This is a genomic window from Streptomyces sp. R28, assembly GCF_041052385.1.
Lineage (GTDB): Bacteria > Actinomycetota > Actinomycetes > Streptomycetales > Streptomycetaceae > Streptomyces.
The window spans coordinates 10,479,898-10,501,661 of record NZ_CP163439.1; the positions used below are offsets into that span (position 1 = coordinate 10,479,898).

Annotated in this window: 18 protein-coding genes and 1 pseudogene; 10 read left to right on the top strand and 9 right to left on the bottom strand. The window is 70.1% G+C overall.

What is annotated here, in order from left to right; translation table 11 throughout:
* Positions 1–49: 49 nt before the first annotated feature.
* Together prcB and AB5J49_RS45740 are read left to right on the top strand one after the other, a co-directional pair.
* Positions 50–904: a proteasome subunit beta gene (gene prcB, locus AB5J49_RS45735; RefSeq protein ID WP_369174769.1), complete on the top strand. Its 855-nt coding sequence runs from the start codon at positions 50–52 to the stop codon at positions 902–904.
* 219 nt (positions 905–1,123) lie between these two features.
* Entirely contained in the window at positions 1,124–2,272 is a 1,149-nt protein-coding gene (locus tag AB5J49_RS45740; protein WP_369174770.1) for a HoxN/HupN/NixA family nickel/cobalt transporter, read from the top strand.
* Positions 2,273–2,323: 51 nt separating this feature from the next.
* Here the strand turns inward: AB5J49_RS45740 and AB5J49_RS45745 are convergent, their stop codons facing one another.
* Both AB5J49_RS45745 and AB5J49_RS45750 read right to left on the bottom strand, forming a co-directional pair.
* Positions 2,324–3,295 (bottom strand): hypothetical protein, encoded by a 972-nt coding sequence (locus tag AB5J49_RS45745; protein WP_369174771.1) that lies wholly within the window; start codon positions 3,293–3,295, stop codon positions 2,324–2,326.
* Positions 3,296–3,306: 11 nt separating this feature from the next.
* Entirely contained in the window at positions 3,307–4,779 is a 1,473-nt protein-coding gene (locus tag AB5J49_RS45750; RefSeq protein ID WP_369174772.1) for an APC family permease, read from the bottom strand.
* Between the two features lie 312 nt (positions 4,780–5,091).
* Between AB5J49_RS45750 and AB5J49_RS45755 the strand changes: the two genes are divergently transcribed.
* Positions 5,092–5,595: a DUF5709 domain-containing protein gene (locus AB5J49_RS45755; protein ID WP_369174773.1), complete on the top strand. Its 504-nt coding sequence runs from the start codon at positions 5,092–5,094 to the stop codon at positions 5,593–5,595.
* A 10-nt stretch (positions 5,596–5,605) separates the two neighbouring features.
* On the opposite strand, the gene sthA is transcribed toward AB5J49_RS45755, so the two are convergent.
* Positions 5,606–7,009: a Si-specific NAD(P)(+) transhydrogenase gene (sthA, locus tag AB5J49_RS45760; protein WP_369174774.1), complete on the bottom strand. Its 1,404-nt coding sequence runs from the start codon at positions 7,007–7,009 to the stop codon at positions 5,606–5,608.
* A gap of 198 nt (positions 7,010–7,207) precedes the next feature.
* On the opposite strand from sthA, the gene AB5J49_RS45765 reads away from it, so the two are divergent.
* Complete coding sequence (locus tag AB5J49_RS45765; RefSeq protein ID WP_369174775.1) at positions 7,208–8,350, top strand: sulfite oxidase; 1,143 nt, start codon at positions 7,208–7,210, stop codon at positions 8,348–8,350.
* 103 nt (positions 8,351–8,453) lie between these two features.
* Here the strand turns inward: AB5J49_RS45765 and AB5J49_RS45770 are convergent, their stop codons facing one another.
* Both AB5J49_RS45770 and AB5J49_RS45775 read right to left on the bottom strand, forming a co-directional pair.
* Complete coding sequence (locus tag AB5J49_RS45770) at positions 8,454–8,660, bottom strand: hypothetical protein (RefSeq protein WP_369175477.1); 207 nt, start codon at positions 8,658–8,660, stop codon at positions 8,454–8,456.
* A 207-nt stretch (positions 8,661–8,867) separates the two neighbouring features.
* A complete protein-coding gene (locus AB5J49_RS45775; RefSeq protein ID WP_369174776.1) occupies positions 8,868–10,076 on the bottom strand; it encodes a glycoside hydrolase family 64 protein in 1,209 nt (402 codons plus the stop codon).
* A 522-nt stretch (positions 10,077–10,598) separates the two neighbouring features.
* On the opposite strand from AB5J49_RS45775, the gene AB5J49_RS45780 reads away from it, so the two are divergent.
* A complete protein-coding gene (locus tag AB5J49_RS45780; RefSeq protein ID WP_369174777.1) occupies positions 10,599–11,495 on the top strand; it encodes a GNAT family N-acetyltransferase in 897 nt (298 codons plus the stop codon).
* An 81-nt stretch (positions 11,496–11,576) separates the two neighbouring features.
* A pseudogene (locus AB5J49_RS45785) lies at positions 11,577–11,795 on the top strand (hypothetical protein); the annotation flags it as partial.
* Between the two features lie 2 nt (positions 11,796–11,797).
* Here AB5J49_RS45785 and AB5J49_RS45790 read toward each other — a convergent pair.
* The gene (locus AB5J49_RS45790; protein WP_369174778.1) at positions 11,798–12,685 is read right to left on the bottom strand and encodes a Gfo/Idh/MocA family protein; all 888 of its coding nucleotides are present in this window, start codon (positions 12,683–12,685) and stop codon (positions 11,798–11,800) included.
* Between the two features lie 191 nt (positions 12,686–12,876).
* Here AB5J49_RS45790 and AB5J49_RS45795 point away from each other — a divergent pair, with 191 nt between their 5' ends.
* The 4 genes from AB5J49_RS45795 (at position 12,877) to AB5J49_RS45810 (ending at position 17,344) form a co-directional block, all read left to right on the top strand.
* Complete coding sequence (locus tag AB5J49_RS45795) at positions 12,877–13,314, top strand: MFS transporter (protein ID WP_369174779.1); 438 nt, start codon at positions 12,877–12,879, stop codon at positions 13,312–13,314.
* On the top strand, positions 13,302–14,174 hold the full coding sequence (locus AB5J49_RS45800) for an MFS transporter (protein WP_369174780.1): 873 nt from the start codon (positions 13,302–13,304) through the stop codon (positions 14,172–14,174). Before AB5J49_RS45795 ends, AB5J49_RS45800 begins: the two co-directional genes overlap by 13 nt.
* Before the next feature lie 419 nt (positions 14,175–14,593).
* A complete protein-coding gene (locus AB5J49_RS45805; RefSeq protein ID WP_369174781.1) occupies positions 14,594–15,451 on the top strand; it encodes an aldo/keto reductase in 858 nt (285 codons plus the stop codon).
* A 123-nt stretch (positions 15,452–15,574) separates the two neighbouring features.
* Positions 15,575–17,344, top strand: a complete 1,770-nt coding sequence (locus AB5J49_RS45810; RefSeq protein WP_369174782.1) for an ABC transporter ATP-binding protein — start codon at positions 15,575–15,577, stop codon at positions 17,342–17,344.
* Positions 17,345–17,414: 70 nt separating this feature from the next.
* Here AB5J49_RS45810 and AB5J49_RS45815 read toward each other — a convergent pair whose 3' ends face one another.
* The 3 genes from AB5J49_RS45815 to AB5J49_RS45825 all read right to left on the bottom strand — a co-directional run bounded on the left by AB5J49_RS45815 (position 17,415) and on the right by AB5J49_RS45825 (position 21,764).
* Positions 17,415–19,886: a CBM35 domain-containing protein gene (locus AB5J49_RS45815; RefSeq protein ID WP_369174783.1), complete on the bottom strand. Its 2,472-nt coding sequence runs from the start codon at positions 19,884–19,886 to the stop codon at positions 17,415–17,417.
* Positions 19,887–20,016: 130 nt separating this feature from the next.
* Positions 20,017–20,847, bottom strand: a complete 831-nt coding sequence (locus tag AB5J49_RS45820) for a carbohydrate ABC transporter permease (RefSeq protein ID WP_369174784.1) — start codon at positions 20,845–20,847, stop codon at positions 20,017–20,019.
* A complete protein-coding gene (locus AB5J49_RS45825) occupies positions 20,844–21,764 on the bottom strand; it encodes a carbohydrate ABC transporter permease (protein WP_369174785.1) in 921 nt (306 codons plus the stop codon). Before AB5J49_RS45825 ends, AB5J49_RS45820 begins: the two co-directional genes overlap by 4 nt.

A 21,764-nucleotide genomic window follows, 5' to 3' on the forward strand; every position in this document is an offset into this window, starting at 1 on the left:
GTTCAGGTAGGAGTCCGGTTGTCGGTCCGCACGGAGGAGGGGGAGCGCGATGGCGAGCAGTGAGCACGAAGGGCGGTTGGGGGAGGAGTTCTTCACTCCGGGGACCTCGTCCTTCACCGAGTTCATGGCGGCCCACCGTCCGGCCCTGCTGCCCACGCGCCGCCCCTTGCCCGACGGCGTCCGTGCCGCACCCGACCGCTTCCCGCACGGCACCACGGTGCTGGCCCTCACCTACCGCGACGGCGTGCTGATCGCCGGCGACCGCAGGGCCACCATGGGCAACCTCATCGCCCAGCGGGACCTGGAGAAGGTCCACCCCGCTGACGACTACACCGCGGTCGCCTTCGCCGGCACCGTCGGGCTCGCGCTGGACATGGTGAAGCTCTACCAGGTCGAGTTGAAGCACTTCGAGAAGATCGAGGGCATCCCGATGACCCTCAAGGCGAAGGCGACCCGCCTCGCCGGCATGATCCGCCAGAACCTCGGCCAGGCCATGCAGGGTCTCGCCGTCGTCCCGCTCCTCGTCGGCTACGACTTCGGGGCCCCCGAGGGCGCGCGAGGGCGCATCTTCGACTTCGAGGTGGTCGGCGGACCGTACGAGAAGTACGACTTCCACGCCGAGGGCTCCGGATCGCCGTACGCCCGTGGCGCTCTGAAGAAGCTGTACCGTCCGGGGATGTCCCGGCGCGAGGCGGCCCTGACAGCGCTGCAGGCGCTGTACGACGCCGCGGACGACGACTCCGCGACCGGCGGACCGGACATCAACCGCCGGATCTTCCCCATCGTTTCGGTGATCACGGAGGACGGCTTCGAGCGGCTGCCCGAGTCCGAGACCGAGGAGCTGAGCCGCGAGATCGTGGAGCAGCGCCGCAGCCGTCCGGACGGCCCGAACGCCACCCCCTGACGAGCCGTCCGCCCTCCTTCCGCGTTCTCGCTCCCACTCCCCTCCCACTCCCCTCCCACTCCCCTTCCCTCCCCGCTTTCCCTCTCCATGGCCAAGCGCTTTGGCTCCCATGGCCAAGAACTGCCACGGCCTTTACTGCACATGGCTTGCAAGTACTGGAGGATGGCCACAGGCTGTACATCGCAGCCGCCCGCCCACAAGAAGGTCACTCCCTCCCCGATGACGGCTGCCCCTGACTCCACTCCCACCCTCCCCGCCACGGCCCCCGCGCAGCGCACGGCCTGGCACCGCGTCCGTAGCTCCATGACGCGGCAGGAGTGGAGCAGGGTCGGCGCCATGGCCGCGTTCGTGCTGGCCCTGCACGTCATCGGCTGGTTCACCCTCGTCGCCGTCGTGGCGCCCGAGCACTACAGCGCCGGCGGGCAGTCCTTCGGTATCGGCATCGGCGTCACCGCGTACACGCTGGGCATGCGGCACGCCTTCGACGCCGACCACATCGCGGCGATCGACAACACCACCCGCAAGCTGATGGGGGAGGGGCAGCGGCCGCTGTCGGTCGGCTTCTGGTTCTCGCTCGGCCACTCCAGCGTCGTCCTGGCCCTGGCGCTCCTGCTCTCCCTCGGCGTGAGGAACCTGGCCGGCCCGGTCCGCGACGACGACTCCCGCCTCCACGACATCACCGGCGTGATCGGTACGACGGTCTCCGGGGCCTTCCTCTATCTGATCGCGGCGATCAACCTGGTCGCCCTCGCCGGCATCTGGAAGGTGTTCCGCCGGATGCGCTCGGGCCGCTACGACGAGGCGGCCCTGGAAGAACAGCTGAACAAGCGCGGCTTCATGAACCGGCTCCTCGGCCGGGTCACGAGGTCGGTCACCAAGTCCTGGCACATGTACCCGCTCGGCCTGCTCTTCGGCCTCGGCTTCGACACGGCGACCGAAGTCGCCCTCCTTGTCCTGGCCGGCTCGGGCGCCGCATCCGGACTGCCCTGGTACGCGATTGTCTGCCTGCCCGTCCTCTTCGCCGCCGGCATGTCGCTGCTGGACACGATCGACGGCACCTTCATGAACTTCGCCTACGGCTGGGCGTTCTCCCAGCCGGTCCGCAAGGTCTACTACAACCTCACCGTCACCGGCCTGTCCGTCGCGGTCGCCCTGCTCATCGGCACGGTCGAGCTCCTCGCCCTCCTCGCCGACCGCCTCGCCCTGCACGGCCCGTTCTGGACCTGGATCACCGGACTCGACCTCAACGCGGCCGGCTTCGTCGTCGTAGGCCTGTTCGCCGCGACCTGGATCGTCGCCCTCCTGGTGTGGCGGATCGGCCGGATCGAGGAGAGGTGGACGACCGGCCCGCGCGCCGAATCGCCTTGAGATGAGGCCGGATCGCCTGAGACGGGGCCGAGCCGGCTTGCCGCGACCCGGTCACCCGCGCAGCGCCATCTCCCCCCGCCATCTCACGAACTGCTTCTCCGGATCGCCGAGGTACACCCACGGGGCCCGCGTGGCCCGGCGCCCCAGCATCCGGAACAGAGGCGCGGCGATGTCGTGGGCCCCCGCGTAACACGCCGCGTGGGCAAGGTAGTTGAGGTCGCGCAGCTCCCCGGGGGGCACGCTGTTGTCGGTGCGGCCCATGATCCAGCGTTCCCAGGTCCGGCGTACGTCACTGACCGCGCCGTCGTGACTCCAGTGCTGTCCGAGCCCCACGGAGGCATGCTGCCCCTTGGCCGCGTCCAGGGCGTAGCGGAACTCCTCGACCCGGGCGTACTGCACGAGCACCGGCAGCGCGCAGCCGGGCGGTGCGACCCCGGCCGCGTCACGGGCGAAGTCGTACATCTGGCCGTGGGTGCCGTGCCAGCGTGAGGAGTAGTAGTGCAGGACCTGGAGATGGCCCTCCACGCTGTACGGGTCGCGCTGATGCAACTCGTCCCACCAGCGTCCCAGTTCCTGCCGCCGTAGGCCCGACGGATACAGCCGGGCGACGGAGATCAGCGAGATCCACGGCGTCGGATCGTCCGGGTACGCGTCGGCGGCCCTGAGGCAGGACAGCACCGCGGTGTCGATGCGCTGCTGGTCGATCCGCACGCCCCGGCCCGCGGCGATGGCCAGATGGAACGCCCGGGCCGTCTCCGTCGCCGCCCGCAGCACCAGGGCGTCGGCGCTGTGCGGCTCGGCGGCCAGCCACGACTCCGCCGTCGAACTGCCCGCACAGGCCTGGGCGAGCAGCCGGATCCGGTGGCCCCGCACCAGCCAGTCGGGGCCGGTGACCCGCAGCAGCTCCCGCAGCCCCTGCCAGCGGCCGATGACGATGTCCTGGCGGGCGCAGGTGAGAGGGGCGTCCCCGCAGTCGGGGTCGAAGTCGGGAGTGAAGTCGCGTCTGGAACTGGCTCGCGCCATCGGGTTCTCCCTCAGAAGTCGGTGGGAAGACCCTCGTGGACAAGGGCGTTGGGGCCCCCACCGCCGGCGGGAACGTAGTCCGCCTCGACGGTCCGCGCGGCGTCCAGCTTGGCCGGCCGGTAGTAGTCGCTGCCCTGCCGCCAGTACCAGAGCATCGGGATCAGCCCGGCCGCGAGACCGCCGACGCCGATCGCGAGCGCGGACGTGCTCAGCTCGCCCAGCGACTCGACGAAGATCCAGAACATGAACAGGGCCCCGAACAACGGCCACACACCGCCGAACACGAAGTTGCCCACCGACTTCAGCAGCATCTTGCGGTAGGCGACGACCGCCGCGAGGCCCGTCAGCCCGTAGTAGACGGCGATCTGCAGACCGATGGCCGAGATGGCGTCCGCGAGGATGTCACCCACCGTGCCCAGGGAGTTGGCGGCGACGAACATCGCCAGCGCCACGACCCCTACCACCGTGATCGCCACCCACGGCGTGTTCCACCGGCGGTGCACACGGCCCAGCGCGGACGGCATCGTACGGTCCCGGCCCATCGCGAACAGCGAGCGCGTGACCTGGATGAGCGTGGTCTCCAGGGTGGCGATGGTGGACAGCATCACCGCCACGATCAGCAACTTGCCGCCCCAGCCCGGCCACACCTGCTCGCCGAGCACGGCCAGTACGTTGGCGTCGTTCTCCTGGATCTGCTTCGAGGAGAGAATGACGTTCACCGCGATGGTGAACACCTCGAACAGCAGGAACACGATGCCGACTCCGATGAGCCCCGCGAGGCCCGTCGTACGGCGGCTGTTGCGGGTCTCCTCACTGAGGTTGCTGGTGACGTCCCAGCCCCAGTAGTAGAACGCGGCGATCAGCGCCCCCGAGGCGAATCCGGTCACCCCGTCGAAGTGCCCGAAGCCGAGCCAGGACCAGTCGAACGCCCTGGCGCCTCCCGAGTGGAAGAGGGCGAGTACGGCGAACAGGGCCAGTATCGCCAGCTCGACACCGGACATCACCAGCTGTGCCCGGACGGTGAGGCGGGCGCCACCCAGCACCACGCACAGCATGAGCAAGAACCAGCCGGCGCCGACCAGCGTCGACAGAGCGGTGTCGTCGGCGAGTTGCCCGTCGAAGAGGGCGAGCGTCATCGACCCGGCCGGCAGGGAACCCGCCACCATGAAGATGGTCGTCGAGATCACCAGCGCCCAGCCGCTGATGAACCCCAGGAAGGGGTGCAGCGTACGCCCGACCCACGAATAGCTGGCGCCCGCGTTCACGTCGATCCGGCTGAGGTAGCTGAAGGCCAGCGCGATGCCCAGCATCGGTATCGCGCAGTACAGCAACGCGGCCGGACTGGCCAGCCCCACCGCGCCGACGAGGACCGCCGTGGTCGCGGCGATCGAGTACGCCGGGGCGCTGCCCGCGACCGCCATCACCACCGTGTCGAACGTACCGAGGACATTGGCCTGCAGCCCTCTGCCCCTGCTGTTGCTCATGGATGCGCTGCTTTCCGTTGTGCACGACGCGAGGGCGAACCGGCCCCGACGGCGTATGGGGGGTGGGGTGGTACAACGCCACGAACCGCTGAGGGATGGCCTCCGGGCAGGGGCGGCACAAAGGGGTGGCGGATACGGCACGTCGGTGCGTCGCCGTACGGTCACGCCGTGTGTGCGAGTGATGATAGCCCCACTCATTGAGGCTTCAAGGGCGCCTGGATCTTCCGGGGTTGGAGACCGCGCAACGGGAAACGCGGTTCAGGACAGACACGAAGCGGAACCAGCCGACGCACGCGAGTGAGGGAGGCCGACATGGACACCGAACACACGCCCTCCGAGCCGATGGCGGACGACGCCTACCAGCCCACCGGCAGCAACGAGGAACAGCAGGACGCCGCACCGCTCGATCCACAGGACGCCGTGGACGAGCGGACCTACGACGAGACCCTCGACGAGGGCTACTCCCCGCCGGAGCGGCCGCTCGGGGTCACCAAGCACGGCACCACGGCCGCCGAACAGCACGAGGGCGAGACCCTCGACCAACGCCTCACCCAGGAAGTCCCCGACGCGGCCGAGCCCGCCGGTGACGACATCGGTGACCTGCCGGGCGGCGAGGGGGAACCCGTCCACCCCGAGGCGGGCACGGACCGCGCGGGCCGCCTGGTCGCCCCGGACGAGGGAACGGGCCCCGACACCACGAAGGAGCAGATCGCCTTCGATCAGGGCGTCGACGGCGGAGCGGCCGGTGCGGAGGAGGCCGCCATGCACGTGGTCGAGGACGACGCCCGCCTGCCCGAGGGCGACCAGGGGATCTGATGCGCGCCGCTCAGTCCCCGATCCGGTCGATCTGGCGCAGCCGGTTCGTGGCGTCCAGGGCGGCGACCTTGTACGACTCCGCGAGCGTCGGGTAGTTGAACACCGCGTTGACCAGATAGTCGACGGTGCCGCCGCACCCCATCACCGACTGCCCGATGTGGATGAGCTCCGTCGCCCCCGTACCGAAGCAGTGCACCCCGAGCAGCGTGCGGTCCTCGGGGGAGACCAGCAGCTTCAGCATGCCGTGCGAGTCGCCGATGATCTGCCCGCGGGCCAGCTCCCGGTAGCGGGACACGCCGACCTCGAACGGCACCCGGTCCTCGGTGAGCTGGTCCTCGGTCCGGCCCACGAAGCTGATCTCCGGGATGGTGTAGATGCCGATCGGCTGCAGGTTGTCCATCCGGCCGACGGGCTCCCCGAAGGCGTGGTACGCCGCCGCCCGCCCCTGCTCCATCGAGGTGGCGGCCAGCGCCGGGAAGCCGATGACGTCGCCGACGGCGTAGATGTGCGGCACCTCGGTGCGGTAGTGCTCGTCGACCGTGATCCGCCCGCGCGGGTCCGCGGTCAGGCCGGCCTTGTCCAGGTCCAGCTCGTCGGTGAGCCCCTGCCGGCCCGCCGAGTACATCACCGCGTCGGCGGGGATCTTCTTGCCGCTCTCCAGGACGGTCAACGTGCCACGGGCGTGCCGCTCCACGGCGGCGACGGTCTCCCCGAAGCGGAACGTCACAGCGAGGTCCCGCAGGTGGTACTTGAGCGACTCGATCACCTCGACGTCGCACATGTCGAGCATCCCCGCGCGCTTCTCCACCACGGTGACCTTGCTGCCGAGCGCGGCGAACATCGAGGCGTACTCCATGCCGATGACACCGGCACCGACGATGACCATGGAGCGCGGCACCCGCTCCAGCGCCAGGACGTTGTCCGAGTCCATGATCGTCCGCCCGTCGAACTCCACACTGCCGGGCCGCGCGGGCCGGGTGCCGGTGGCGATGACGATGCGCTCGGCGGTGAGCAGCCGTTCGTGGCCGGTGACCTCGCGCAGGGCCACGGTGTGCGGGTCGACGAAGCGGCCGGTCCCGGAGTACAGGGCGACGTGGTTGCGGGAGAGCTGGCTGCGGATGACGTCCACCTCGCGGCCGACCACATGCTGGGTGCGGGCGGTCAGGTCGGAGACGGTGATGTCCTCCTTGAGCCGGTAGCTCTGGCCGTACAGATCGCGCTGAGTGAGACCGGTCAGGTACAGCACCGCCTCGCGCAGGGTCTTGGAGGGGATGGTCCCGGTGTGGATGGAGACGCCGCCGACCATGTCGGGGCGGTCGACGACGGCGACCCGGCGGCCCAGCTTGGCCGCGGCGATGGCGGCCTTCTGGCCACCCGGTCCGGATCCGATGACGAGCATGTCGAAGTCGGGCACCTTCAGGAGTCTGACAGCCGCACGGCCTCTTCCGAAAGGGTGAGCCCGAAACCATTGCCGGTGTGAAGTGACAAGGGAGGAACGGAAGTTATGCCGCCTGGCTCCCGGATGCCGGAGCGCACCGGCTCCCCGCCGGGGCTGCCGGGGGCGGTCACGACGCCCTGACATGAACTGCGCGTATGGGTTGATAATGCGGGTATGGGGCATCGACTCGCCGACATGAGCGCACCGGCCAGGCTGGCCGCCCCCGAGGAGGGCATCGGCCGGGACGAACTCGCGCTCGCCACCCGCAACCACGGCCTCCCGCTGGAAGCCCTGCGCTACGACCTCACCCCGCCCGGCCTGCACTACGTCCTGACCCACTACGACATCCCGTACGTCCCCGACGGCACGCCCTGGCACCTGACCCTCGGCGGCCGCGTCCGCCGCCCGCTGCGCCTGGACCTGGCCGATCTGCGGACGTTCCCGCAGGTCACCACCCGGGTCACGCTGGAGTGCGCGGGCAATGGCCGGGCCCTGCTTTCGCCGCGGCCGGTGAGCCAGCCCTGGCTGGTCGAGGCGGTCGGCACCGCCGAGTGGACGGGCGTACCGCTGCGCCTGCTGCTCGCCGAGACCGCAATCGAGGCCGACGCGGTCGACGTGGTCTTCACGGGCGCCGACCACGGCGTGGAGCGCGGCGTCGAGCAGGACTACCAGCGCGCCCTGCCCGTGGACGTGGTCACGGGCAGCGATCCGGAGGTGCTGGTGGCGTACGCCATGAACGGAGCCCCGCTGCCCCCGCAGCACGGCCGCCCGCTACGGCTGGTCGTGCCCGGCTGGTACGGCATGGCACACGTGAAGTGGCTGCGCGCGGTGACCGTCACCGACGAGCCGTTCACGGGGTTCCAGCAGGCCGTGGCCTACCGGCTGCGCCGGCACCCCGAGGACGAGGGCGAACCCGTCACCCGCATCGCCCCCCGCGCCCTGCTCGTCCCGCCGGGCTTCCCCGACTTCATGTCCCGTTCCCGCGTGGTCCGGCCCGGCCCGGTGACCCTGGAGGGGCGCGCCTGGTCCGGGCGTGGCCCGGTGACGCGCGTCGAGGTCAGCACGGACGCGGGCGGCAACTGGCAGGAGGCCGAGCTGGAGCCGGACTCCGGTCACCGCTGGGCGTGGCGCCGCTGGCGGCACAGCTGGACGGCGACCCCGGGCGCACACGTGCTGAGCGCACGGGCCACCGACGCCGAAGGCCGCACCCAGCCACTGGCCCAGCCCTGGAACCGTGGGGGCTTCGCCAACAACCTCGTGCAGCGGGTGCCGGTGCTGTGTCCTCAGGAGGACGGGGACGGGGACGACGCCCGGTGAGTATGCCGACGGCGCGGCGCAGCGCGGGACGGCAGGCGGGCAGGGCCGCCCCGGGCGCCGGCCCGACACCCGGGGTGGCCCGCGCGGATCGCGGCAGTCTCGGCTAGGGCAGCAGCTTGTCGAGGGCGGAGGGGCCCTCAGCCTCCAGCTTGCGCTTGGCCCACTCCAGGGTGCGCGGGGTGAGGTCCTTGCCTGAGGCAAGCACGATGTCCTCGGGGGACACATCGGTGCCGGTGCGGGCGTGGAGCAGGTCGTCCGGGGTGGTGCGCTCCTCGGACGGCCCGGACGCTTCGGGCTGGCTCGTCGGCATCATCTCTGCTCCTCGGATCCGGATCACTACTTCGGGCCCGGTGCGGTCATCGGGTCTGCTATCACCATTCAACGCCGGAGCGGACCCTGCATCCGGAGGCGCCGGGACCCCGCTGCGCACCGGTCGGCCCCTGGACACCCGGGGTAGCACCGCGCTCCCGCAGCGAAACCGACCGTGCCCGAGGGCCGAGCACTCTCGCGGGCCGCGTCAGCCCTCGAAAGGCGTGAGCGTCAGCCTGATACCCGTCGGCGCCGTGTCCTGGATGTACGAGGCGAAGTCGGCCACGTCGTCGAAGGCGAAACCGTACGCCTTGCCGTCCTCGGTGGCCGTGTGCATCGCCTTGGCGTAGTGGTTGGTCAGGTCGGTCCGGTAGAAGGTGGCGGCGTCGGTCGTCGGCTGGGCCGGGTGGCTGAGCAGCGTCGAGCGGTTGAACCCGGCACCGAGTACGGCGGCGACGGGGCCGGTCGTGCCGTCGTTGGGGGCGGCGAGATTGCCGTCGCAGAACAGCACGTCCCGGGTCGACGGCTTGGCGAAGGACACCTGGGCGGGCCCGTCGAAGGTGAACCGATCGCCGCGCACCCGCCCCGTGAACGTACCCGCGTTGGTGGTGACGGTGAGGTCCCGCCCGGTGTACGTGCTCCACACCTCGTCGATGTACGGGGCGAAGTAGTCCTTGGGAAACAGACCGGCGTCCAGACCGTGCCCCGGGGCGATGACGCGCCTGTCGTCCACGACGAGCCGAGCGAACTCCTCGACCTGGCGCACCGCGCCGAACGCGGTCGCCCGCCCGCCGGCGCGCAGTCTGCCCGTCGTCTGGTCCTTGGCGCCGGTCAGCCGAATGCTCAGAGGGACGCTGAACATGTCGACCATGGTGGTGTTGCAGAACATGCCGGCGGCGTTGTACGTGAACTCGGCGCAGTCGTGCAGCACCGGGTAGTTGGGGTCCGACGCCACCCAGCCCGCCGGGTACTGCAGCGCGGCGTTTCCGTTGCCGTCCGTGACGGCCTTGAACTTGAGCTTCTCGCCGAGCGACACATACATCCGCCCGGACATGTAGGGGAGCCAGAGCCGGGTCTCGCCGCTGCCGGCCAGGCTGATGGCGTAGTCGGTGAAGCCGTCGGCGCCGTTGTCCGACAGCGCGATCGGCGCGAGGGTGCCGTCGGGCGTGACCCGCACCTGCCTGCCGTCCTGGTTGCCGACGATGTAGACGTGCACGTTCGCGTTGCCGAAGGAGCCGCTGTCATTGACGATCGTCAGCGGCAGTGGGCCCGCCGCGGAGGGCCCTACGCCGTGCGCGGGCGTACCCGCGAGGGCGTACGGGGCCACGGTGGCGACGGCGGGGACGGCCACCGCCGTGCCGCCGAGGGCGAGGAGAAGCCTGCGTCGACCGAGATGGCGCTGATGACGGGAAGTCATGTGGGGGGTCTCCCGGAGTACTTGTGCGGGTACTTGGGTGAGGCGGGGACGTGCACAGCCGGTCCGGGAGTCATCCCAGGAGTCATCCCGAGAGTTGTTCTGAGAGCGCTCTCGAACCAGGCGCTGCCGCTGCCGGTGGGCCCCGATGCTACGCACCACGCCCGCATCGGCCAATGGGTCTGCATCGCGCCCAAACTCCCCTCAGCTGCGGGAACTTGAAACACCACGGAATGCCCACGCTCGCTTAACCCTCTCCTAAGGCCCGCTTAAGTCACACTGGCTCCTGAGAGCGCTCTCCAGCCGCCCTCCAGCGCTTGGCGGAGCCCCGCTCAAAGCCCGCGAAAAACCTGTGGACGGGCCCGATGAAGATCACGTACTGTGTGGCTCACGCCCTGAGACGGACGGAAGGAGGCGAGTGCCGTGCGATTCACACCTTTCCAGCGCTCCCTTTTCCGTTGCCCCGGCGTGTCGCGTCAGATCTGACCGGGAGCGCTCCAAGCAGCCTTTATCCCGGAGGAATCCATGACCGATCCGGTCATCCGCGCGCTCTCCGCGAGCGACGCCCATCTCTTCGATGCACACCCCGACCCGCTCGGCGCCCGTGAGGGGCACCGGCGGACCCGGTTCCGCCCCGAGTGGAAGCGAGTTGCCCTGCGCGACGGCACGGTCGTCGCTCGCGGCGCCTGGTGGGGCGGGCCCGACGACTCGGAGCCCATCAACATCAACTGGTTCGACGTGGCCGAGGGCGAGGAGGCGGCCGGTGCCGAACTCCTGCGCTCCGCCCCCTGGCAGGTCGAACTCGAGATCAACCTGCCCGGCGGCTGGCGGGACAAGCCCGACCTGAAGGCCGCCGCCGAGGCCCGCTTCACCGCCGCACGCGCGGCCGGCTACGAACTCCTGGTGGAACGCTTCCTGTACCGCTGGACCCCGGACCTCGGCCTGCCTGAGCGGCCCGGACGCCTGCGCTTCAGCGCCGAGCCGGACGACGCGGTCTTCTTCGACGCGCTGCGCCGCATCCACTCCGTCACCTTGGATGCCCACTCGCTGCGGGCCATCGAGGAGGGTGGCCTGGACCGGGCCGCCCAGGAGGAGCTCGACTTCTTCCACTGGTGCCCGTCCCCACGGGAGTGGTGGCAGCTCGCGCACACCCCGGACGGGGAACTCGCCGGCATCCACATTCCGGCACACAACCCGTCCAACCCGACGATCGGCTTCATCGGAGTCGTCCCGGAACAGCGCGGCCACGGCTACGCCTACGACCTCCTCGCGGAGTGCACCCACTTCCTCGTCGAGCAAGGCGCGGAGGTCGTCACCGGAGCGACGGACCTGGGCAACTTCCCCATGGCCGCGAACTTCGCCAAGGCAGGCTTCCCCGTGGTCAGTGAGCGCATCAACTTCCAAGCGGCGGCCCAGGCATAGCGAGGCGTAGAACCGAGGAGCAGCAGATGTAGTACACGGTGGGCGGTCCGGGCCTTCTGCGGTCCGGGCCGCCTGTCAGTCCCCTGGCTGTCGGGCCGCTTCACGCCCGGTCCGGGGTACGACGCGGTACGCGATCTGTTCGCCCGTGAACCGGCCTTGCCGGCACGGGACTACGACGAGGTCCGACAGGCCCGGGAGGCGGCCGGCGACGGGATCCGAAGACGCGTCTCACTGTCCTCGCCGGACGGTCCGGTCGCCGAGTTCCTGCTGCACATCGAGGGGGACAGGGCCTGGCCCCGCCGTCACGCGCCGTCGTTCAACAGCGCTTCGGCCGCCACCAGAATCTCGGTGACCCGCAGACCGAACGCCGCGTCGCACGCGTGCGCGCGACCGGTGCGGGAGGCGGTCAGCAGGGCATCCCCGGCCCGGGTCAGGGCGGACACCGCGCTGTCGGCGCTCTCCGGCAGCAGCGTCACTCCGGCCGCGCCCCGCAGCTCCACCGCTGCCCCCGCTGCCGCGGGCGGCGCCGTGAGGCTCAGGGCGAGCGTGCTCGACGCGCCGCTGACGTGCTCGAGGACCAGATGGACGGTGTCGCCGGGCCCGTGCGCGGCGGCCGTCACGCGCCGGGCGTCACCCAGGACCGGCAGCAGCACGGACAGGGCGTGGGGACCCACGTCCCACAGGGCGCCCTTCTCCCGCCGCCACGGGGAGTCGGCGAACGGGTTGCCGTCACCGCTGAACACGGAGCCCAGCCACTGCGCCCGCCCCGTGAACCAGCCGTCCACGGCCGCCTGTTCGGTGATCCATGCCCCGGTCTCCGACTGGAAACGGGCGGTGAAGAACACGACCGAGGCCACACCGGCCTCCTCGACAGCCTCGACGACCGCCCGTCCCTCCCGCACCGTCAACGCGAGCGGCTTGTCCAGCAGCAGATGGCAGCCCGCCCGTGCGGCCCGCACCGCCAGGTCGGCCTGGACGGCCGGCGGCAGGGCGACGGCAACGGCGTCCACGTCGGCGAGCAGCGCGTCCACATCGTCGTAGGCGCGCACGCCGTAGCTGTCGGCCAACTCCTTCGCGGCGGCCGTACGGCGGCCCCACACTCCTGCGAAGTCCAGTTCGCCGTGCCGGCTCAGGGCGGGAGCGTAGGCCATCTGGGCCCACGGGCCGGTGCCGAGCAGTCCGATGCGCATGCCGCCGCCTCTCACTGTGCTGGTCGAGGGTGAGCGTGCCACACCAACCGGGAGGCCGCGCAAGCGGATAGCGGGCTGGGAGCGGCTGCACGTCGCCGCGCTGGACGTGGCGAGAACCGAGCGCACAGTGCCGGCGTGTTGGTGATCAGCGGCCTGGACCGGGCCGTGGATCCGAGAGCGGAGACGGGGCTGTGACGGAAGTGGCGAAGGACTTACAGGACGACAGGGCGCAGAGCGCTGGTCCGAGCCTGTGGCGTCAGCGGGATTTCATGCTGCTGTGGAGTGGCCAGACGGTCAGTGAGATGGGATCGGCGGTCACCCAGGTCGCCTTGCCGCTGGTCGCGGTCGTCGCGCTCAAGGCGAGCCCGTTCGAGGTCGGGCTGCTGACCGCCGCCACCACGGCAGCGTTCGCGCTGATCGCGCTGCCCGCGGGCGCGCTCGTGGACCGCGGCTCCAGACGTTCGATCATGATGCTCTGCAACATCCTCCGCCTGCTGATCATCGGCTCGGTACCGCTGGCGGCCGCCCTCGGCGCCGTGACGATGGCGCAGCTCTACGTCGTCGCTGTCGCAGCCGGCGTGTGCACGGTGTTCTTCGACGTCGCGTACAGAGTTATGTGCCGTCGCTGATCCGCGCCGATCTCCGGATGGACGCCAACGGCAAGCTGGGGACCACCCAGGCGTTCGCGCAGCTCGGGGGGCCCAGCCTGGGCGGGGGACTGGTCGCGGCGTTCGGCGCCGCGGGGGCGATGACGGCCGACGCGATGTCCTACCTGGTCTCGGTCGTCTCGATGTCCGGAATCAGGACGCGCGAGGAGCCGCCGCCCGCGCGGCGCGAGGGCGAGACGTTGCGGAGCCAGATCGCCGAGGGATTGAGATTCGTCGCCGGGCACAAGATATTGCGGAGGGTCGTGGCGTGCTCGGGCACCGCGAACCTGTTCTCCGGCATGACCTCGGCGCTGGCGATGGTCTTCCTCATCCGCGTGCTGCATGTGAGTCCCGCGCTGACCGGGCTGGTCATGGCGGGCTCGGCCATCGGCGGAATCGCAGGGGGACTGTTCGCCGGCAGGCTCGCCAAGAAGTTCGGCTCGGCGCGGATCATCTGGGTGTCGATACTGGTGTTCAGCGCGCCGCAGCTCATCGCGGCGGCTGCCTGGCGAGGCTGGGGGGTGCTGCTGTTCCCGTTGGGCTGGGGCATCACAGGCTTCTCCATGATGGTCTACAACATCGCCCAGGTCAGCTACCGGCAGTCGGTGACACCGCCGGAGCTGATGGGCCGGATGAACGCGGCCGTGCGCTGGGTCGTGTGGGGCACGCTGCCGCTCGGCGGCGTCCTCGGCGGGGTGCTCGGCACCCTCATCGGGGTGCGGCCCACACTCTGGCTGGCCTTCATCGGTACGTGGGCGGCCGGCTGGTTCGTGTTCTTCTCCCCGCTCCGCCACATGCGCGATGTCCCTGCACCCGAGCCGGCCCCCGGTGTTACGCGTTGATGGTGAGCGCAGGGTCGGCGCCGAGGCTCACGCGTACGGCTCGGGCGAGGGGAGCCGGCCGACGATCCGGGCGAGCCGCACAAGCCGGATCCAGCCGTGTCGCCCCGGGCGCCGGGTTCTTGCGCGGATCCGGCCAAGCGGAGAACAGGGGCTTTGGTACCCATCGCAGCGGCTGCGGTCGCCGGGCGCGAGCACGCTGGTGGCCTCGGCGATCACCTCCCACCTCCGACAGGCGGACGGACGGCCCAAGTCGGCACCACGGATTCAGTGGCGCCGTCGCTGAATGCGTTCTCTTTCTTCTATTGGACCTCTCGCGTCCGGACGGCCACGCTGGAGTCGGTCCGGTACGGCCGTGATCCGCGGCCCGTCCGCCGGACGACAACGTTTCCCGCGCGACAGCCGAAAGAGGTCACGACCCCATGCACATGCGCCGCATCGGTGACGTCGAGGTCAGCGCGATCGGACTGGGTGCGATGCCCATGTCCATCGAAGGACGCCCGGACGAGGCACGTTCGCTCGCCACGATCCATGCCGCGCTCGACGCCGGTGTGACCGTGATCGACACCGCGGACGCCTACCACCGGGACGCCGACGAGGTCGGCCACAACGAGACCCTGATCGCCAAGGCCCTCTCCTCCCACGACCTGGGCAAGGACGTCCTGGTCGCCACGAAGGGCGGCCATCTGCGCCCCGGCGACGGGAGTTGGACGCTTGACGGCAGCCCCCGGCACCTCAAGGAAGCCTGCGAGGACTCCCTGCGCCGGCTCGGCGTCGAGGCCATCGGGCTCTACCAGTTCCACCGCCCCGACCCGAGGGTGCCGTACGCCGAGTCCGTCGGCGCCGTACGCGAGTTGCTCGACGAGGGCAAGATCCGCATGGCCGGAATCTCCAACGCGAACCCGGACCAGATCAAGCAGGCGAACGACATCCTGGGCGGCAGGCTGGTCTCCGTGCAGAACCAGTTCTCCCCGGCGTTCCGCTCCAGCGAGCCGGAGCTGCGCCTGTGCGACGAACTCGGCATCGCCTTCCTGCCCTGGAGCCCCCTCGGCGGCATCTCCCGAGCGCGCGAACTGGGCTCCGCCTACGCCCCGTTCGCCCGGGTCGCCGAGGCGCACGCGGTGAGCCCGCAGCGCGTGTGCCTGGCCTGGATGCTCGCCAAGTCACCGGTCGTCGTCCCGATCCCGGGCGCGAGCCGGCCGGAGACGATCCTGGACTCGCTCGCCGCTACCGACCTCGTGCTCACGGCCGAGGAGATCGCGGAGCTGGACGCCGTCTGATCCGTCCGGGAGTCCGCTGAAACTTTCTCCCGGGAATCCGTGCCCGACCGGGGGTGTATCCCTTCCCACATGGGATAGGAAAGCGCTCGCTATGCATCCGGAACCCTGGGAAGGACAACGCCGATGGCGTCGTCACACGAGAGACCGCTCGACCACCGCTACCGCGGCGAACACCCCGTACGCACCCTCGCGTATCTGTTCCGCGCCGACCGCCACCGCCTCGCGGCGGCGGTCGGCGTCTTCACGGTCAAGCACAGCCCGGTCTGGCTGCTGCCGCTGATCACCGCGTCCATCATCGACACCGTCGTCCAGCACCAGCAGATCAGCCGGCTCTGGCTGAGCACCGGCGTCATCATGCTCATCCTCCTGGTCAACTACCCCCTGCACGTGCTGTACGTACGCCTGCTGTACGGCAGCGTGCGCCGGATGGGCACCAGCTTGCGCTCCGCGCTGTGCACCCGCATGCAGCAGCTCTCCATCGGCTACCACTCGCGGGTCAGCGCCGGTGTGCTGCAGGCCAAGGTCGTGCGCGACGTGGAGACCGTCGAGCAGATGGTGCAGCAGACCGCGGAAACGGGGCTCGGAGCCGGCACGGTGCTGATCGGCGGCCTCGTCATCATCGCGATCCGTACGCCGGAGTTCGTGCCCGTCTTCCTCGTCGTCGTACCGGCCGCCGCACTCGTCGTCGCCCGTCTTCGGGCTCGCCTGCGCACCCACAACGAGCACTTCCGCCACGAGGTGGAGACCCTGTCGTCCCGGGTGACGGAGATGACCCGTCTCATCCCGGTCACCCGCGCCCACGGCCTGGAGGGCAAGGCGCTGCGCCGCATGGACGGCACCCTGCACCGGCTGCTGGCCTCCGGCATGCGCCTCGACCTCGTCAACGGCCGCTTCGGCTCGCTCGCCTGGGTCGTGCTGAACGTCGTCGGCGTGCTGGTCCTCACCGGCGCGGCGTTGGTCTCGTACTACGGCGTCTGGGGCGTGACGGCCGGTGACGTCGTCATGCTGAGCGCCTTCCTGACCACCCTCACCAACTCCACGACAACGTTGGCAGGGCTGGCCCCGGTCATCACCAAGGGCCTGGAGTCCGTCCGCTCCGTCGGTGAGGTGCTCCAGGCCCCCGAACTGGAGGACAACGAGGGCAAGGCCGAACTCACCGCCCTGCGCGGCGCCGTGACCTTCGACAGGGTCGGGTACGCCTACGAGGACGGCGCCCGCCCCGCCGTACGGGACTTCAGCCTCTCCGTCGCACCGGGGGAGACCATCGCCCTCGTCGGCGCGTCCGGGGCGGGCAAGTCCACCTTGCTGAGCCTCGTCATCGGCTTCATCCGCCCCACCTCCGGCCGGCTGTCGCTCGACGGCACTGACATGAACACCCTCGACCTGCGCACGTACCGCCGCTTCCTCTCGGTCGTGCCGCAGGAGTCGATCCTCTTCGACGGCACGATCCGCGAGAACGTCGCCTACGGCATGGACGACGCCGACGAGGAGACGGTGCGCGCGGCGCTGCGCGACGCCAACGCGCTGGAGTTCGTGGACCAGCTGCCACAGGGCCTCGACACGCTGGTCGGTGAGCGCGGGGCGCGCCTGTCCGGCGGACAGCGGCAGCGGCTGGCCATCGCCCGGGCCCTGATCCGCGACCCCAGGGTGCTGGTCCTCGACGAGGCGACCTCGGCCCTGGACACCCGGTCGGAGGCGCTCGTCCAGGAGGCCCTCGCCCGCCTCCTGCACGGCCGCACCACGTTCGTGGTGGCGCACCGGCTGTCCACCGTGCGGGGCGCCGACCGGATCGTGGTGATGGGGGACGGCCGGATCCAGGAGATCGGCACGCACGAGGAACTCCTGCGCCGGAACGGGGCGTACACCGCACTGCACAGCGGACAGGTCGCGTGACGCCTCCCACCTCGCACCCGACCTCGTACCGAGCCGGTACGAGGTCGGGGGAGCGGGTGGAGCGGCCGGACTACGGGCGGTCGACGACTCGGCCCAGTTCGATGCGGTCGATGTCGGGTGCCCACGCCGTCGCGTTGCCGAACGTCACCTTGTTGGAGCCCTTCTGCAGGTCGACGGGGACGCCCAGCGTCCAGTAGTCGTCCGAGCTCCAGGTGTTCTTGAAGGTCACCTTCACCGGCGCCGCGTTCCCCACGGTGATGTCCGCCGTACGGGACATGATGTCCGTGTTGTAGGCGTGGCCGTTGTCGCGCCGGTCGTTGTGCGCGTAGTGGACGACCAGCAGATAGCGGCCGGAGCTGGGCGCCCGCACCGTGAACTCGGCGGTGCTGGAGGGGCTGTTGCCGAGCTTGCCGATGTAGGAACCGGCGGAGGCGTACGCCGAGTCGACGAGTTCCGCCCCGCCCGCGAGGGTGGCGGAAGCCGCCTCGTAGGAGAGCGTGCCGGACGTCGATCCGTCGCCCGAGACGTCGAGGGAGCGGACGGAGGCCTGCCCCGCCGTCACCGCGACGCGGTTGTTGCCCGCCACCAGACAGAGCCGCAGGGCGCGTCCGGGCGCCGCCGTCACCGTCTCGCCGTGCAGCGCCAGCCGCACCGGCGCCGAGGCCCGAGGTACCACCGTGTAGTAGCCGTCACGCGGGGCGTAGACGTCGAACACCGCCTTGTCCCCCGGGCGCAGGACGAGAGAGCCGGTGCCCACCCCGGCCGACGACGCGTAGTCGTACGACGGCTTCCCGCTGATGTCCGCCAGCGTGGCCTCGTACGACGCGGAGGCCGCGCCCGTGCGGGCGGTCAGGTCTACGCGGTCGAGGGTGACCTCGGCGTCGCCCTTCGCCAGCGTAATGACATGGGTGCCTTGGGACAGCCGTAGAGTGACGTCCTTCTTGGCGCGGTAGGTCCAGTTCTCCGTGGAGGGGTAGGTCACCGTGAGCGGGGTTCCGCCATCCACGGACACCTTCTGCGTGGCGGGGGTGCCGGACTGGTTGCCGTACAAAATCGCCAGGTCGTAGGTCCCTTCGCGGGGCACCGTGACCGTGAAGTCCACCTTGCTGGTGGCCTGGTTGAGGGAGCCGACGTCCTTGGTGCCGGAGGCGGCGTAGCCGTTGGCGTTCTCGACCGTGCCCTGGGTGTAGACCTTGCCGTCGGTGACGGCGGCGGCCTCGGCCTCGTACGACGCCGACCAGGGGACGGCGGCGGGGGAGGGGACGCCCGTACCGCCGGGGGTGAGGACGATCCGGTAGGCGGACATCTTGTGCATGCCGCGCAGCGGTACCGTCACCGAACCGTCGTCGGCGACCCGCACCTTCGTACGGGTGAGGACGCGAGGCGTGGCGTGCTGCCCTTCGTAGCCGGACCAGGCGGCCTCGGCGACGGTAGCGGTGACCGTACGGCCGAAGAGGGAGCGGTCGACGCCCCGCACCACGACGTCGGAGTCGCCGGCGGAGCCGCCGAGCAGGACCTGGGCCTGGCGGCGGGAGGTGTCCAGCGAGGCCAGGCCCTGAAGGGTGTCGATGGTGTCGGGCCGCGGCGGGGTCACCTTGACGGTGTCACCGGTCATCCCGGCGTACCAGCGGAAGAACCACCAGCCGCCGTTGGGGATGTTCGACCGCACCACATGGCCGCTGAGGTTGCCGGCGGCGTCCCAGTAGGCCGCGTTGGCGTACACCTTGTTCCGCTCGAACATCGAGACCCACTGCACGAGTTGCCCCGGGACGGACAGGTCGCGACGGTTGGCGTACTCGTCGATGTTGATCTTCAGTGGTGAGATGCCCAACTCCCGTTCCAGGGAACGGTAGTTGTCGTAGTGCGCCTGGAAGTCGCGCAGCGAGCCGGAGCCCAGCTCGTGCCAGGTCATCACCTGCGGAAGGACGTTCTCCCGCTGGGCGAAGGCGAGGAAGTCCTTCAGCAGACGGGAGTGGTAGGCGGCTTCGTTCGGGCCCGCGATCCTCGCGTCCGGGTCGATCGCCCGGATGCGCTGGTACACCGTCTTCCAGTCCTTGAAGAACCGGTCCCGGTTGGCCTCGTACTGGGCCTGGTCGGCGACGCCGAGCTTGTACCAGATCTGGTCGGGCTCGTTGAACGGGATGTAGACGAACCGCTCGCTGTTCGGGTCCGCCGCCACCTCCTTGGCGATCTTGTCGACCTTGGGGAGGTAGTCGTCGATGCCGAGATCCTCGTACGGCCACTTGGCGTAGATGTCCTGCATCATCACGTTGATCTCGCCGCCGCCGTTGCGGAAGAACGACTTCGCGACGGTGAGCGCGTCGCCGTTGGGATGCTGGGCACCGCCCTGCGGCTTCTGCGAGATGCTGGTGACCTTCAGGGGCTCCAGCGCGGCGTCGCTGGGCACCCCGTCGTCGCTGAGCCCGTACAGCGCGCCGTTGGCGCCGAGCATCACCGGCCCCTGCGAGACGGACAGGTCGACGGTGAGGCGCTGCGGGTCGGCAGCGGCCGCGGGGTCCGCGGCGGGGAGAGTGGCTGCCATGGTGGCTGCTCCAAGTGCGGCTGATATCAAGGCGGTTCTGGCACGGAATCCCGTACGGAATCTGGTACGGAATCTGGTACGGGTACGGGTTCGTGTGCGGGCGGAGGTGATCACGCTGTTGGACCTCCGGTCACTTGACGGCTCCACTGGTGATTCCGGACACGATCTTTCGCTGGCCGACGAGGAACACGGCGACCATGGGCAGGCTCATCACCACGACGTACGCGAAGACGAGATGCCAGTTGTTGAGGTAGAGCTGGGCGGAGGCGACCTGGTAGAGGTTCAGCGGGAGGGTGGCCCGCTCGCCGCCGCCGAGGACGAAGAAGGCGTAGAAGACGTCGCTCCAGGCGTAGAGCATCACCATGATCGTCGCGGTGGCGATCACCGGGCGCAGCAGCGGCAGGACGATCCGCCAGAAGATCCGCGACGGCGTCGCCCCGTCCATCCGGGCCGCCTCCTCCAGCTCCAAGGGAATGGCACGGATGAAGCCGGTCATGAAGAAGATCGACGTCGACAGGTACATGCCGGTGTAGACGGCGATCATGCCGGGCCGGGTGTTCGCCAGGCCCAGCTGCCGCAGCTCCATCACGATGGTGATGACCGCGGGCGGCAGCAGCAGGCCGCTGATGCAGAGCGCGTACGCCGTCGACACCAGCTTGGACTTGCGGCGCGCGAAGACCCAGGCGGCGCCCGCCCCGAGGAGCAGGACGAGGGCTACCGAGGGCACCACGACCAGCAGGGAGTTGAAGAAGCCGCGCAGCATCTCGCCCTGGCTGACGGCGTCGGCGTAGTTGCCGGCGGGCTGCCAGTGCCGTGGCGGGTCGAGGTTGGGCGTGATGGCCTCCGCCTGCGGCTTGGCGGAGGTGACGGCGACCAGCCACAGCGGTACGCCGACGGCGAGACCGGCGAGCAGCAGGACGAGGGCGGGGCGGCCGTAGCGCCATGCGACGGACGCCTTCACAGCAGCTGCTCCCTTCGCCGCAACCCGACGACCAGCGGAATCGCCACCGCAACCACGACCAGGAAGAGGACGAGGCTCATCGCGGAGGCCTGGGCGTACAGGCCCTGTCCGAAGATCCGGAACATGTAGATGTTGAAGACCTCCGTGGCGGCCGCGGGCCCGCCGCCGGTCGTGGCCTGCACGATGTCGAAGGTGTTCATCGAACCGATTAGCGCCGTGGTGACGTTGAAGGTGACGGCCGGCGCGAGCATCGGCAGGCGCACCGACCAGAAGGTCCGCCAGGGTCCGGCGCCGTCCATCCGCGCCGCTTCGAGCATGTCGCCCGGAATGCCCTTGAGCCCGGCCAGGTAGATCAGCATGGACAGGCCCATCCACTTCCAGCCGTGGATGAGGGTGACGACGACCAGGGTCCAGGTCGTCGAGCCCAGCCAGGGAATGTCCGTCCCGAGCACGGAGTTGACGGCTCCGTCCTGGTCCAGCAGGGCCTGGAAGACGTAACCGGTGGCGAGCGCCGAGATGAGCACCGGCAGGAAGAACACCGCGCGGAAGAACCGGTTGAAGCGGCTGTCGGCCTCCAGGAGGAGCGCGAGCCCGAGCCCGAAGCCGTTCTGGAACAAGGCCGCCAGCAGCGCGTACAGCAGGGTCGTGCGGATCGCGCGGAGCAGCGAGCCGTCGTCGGCGATGGCCTTGAAGTTGTCCAGGCCCGCGAAGGCGATGTCCGCGTGGTACGAGGACCAGTTGGTGAACGGGTAGTAGAAGTTCAGCAGGTTGGGCACCAGGAAGAAGCCCGTGAAGACGACGACCGCGGGGAGCGCGAACCACCAGGGGTGGTGCACGGCCGCCCGCGGCAACCGTCCCACCTTCTTCGGCGCGCCCGTCACGGGCGCCGGATCGCTACGTACGACTGTGTGAGCCAT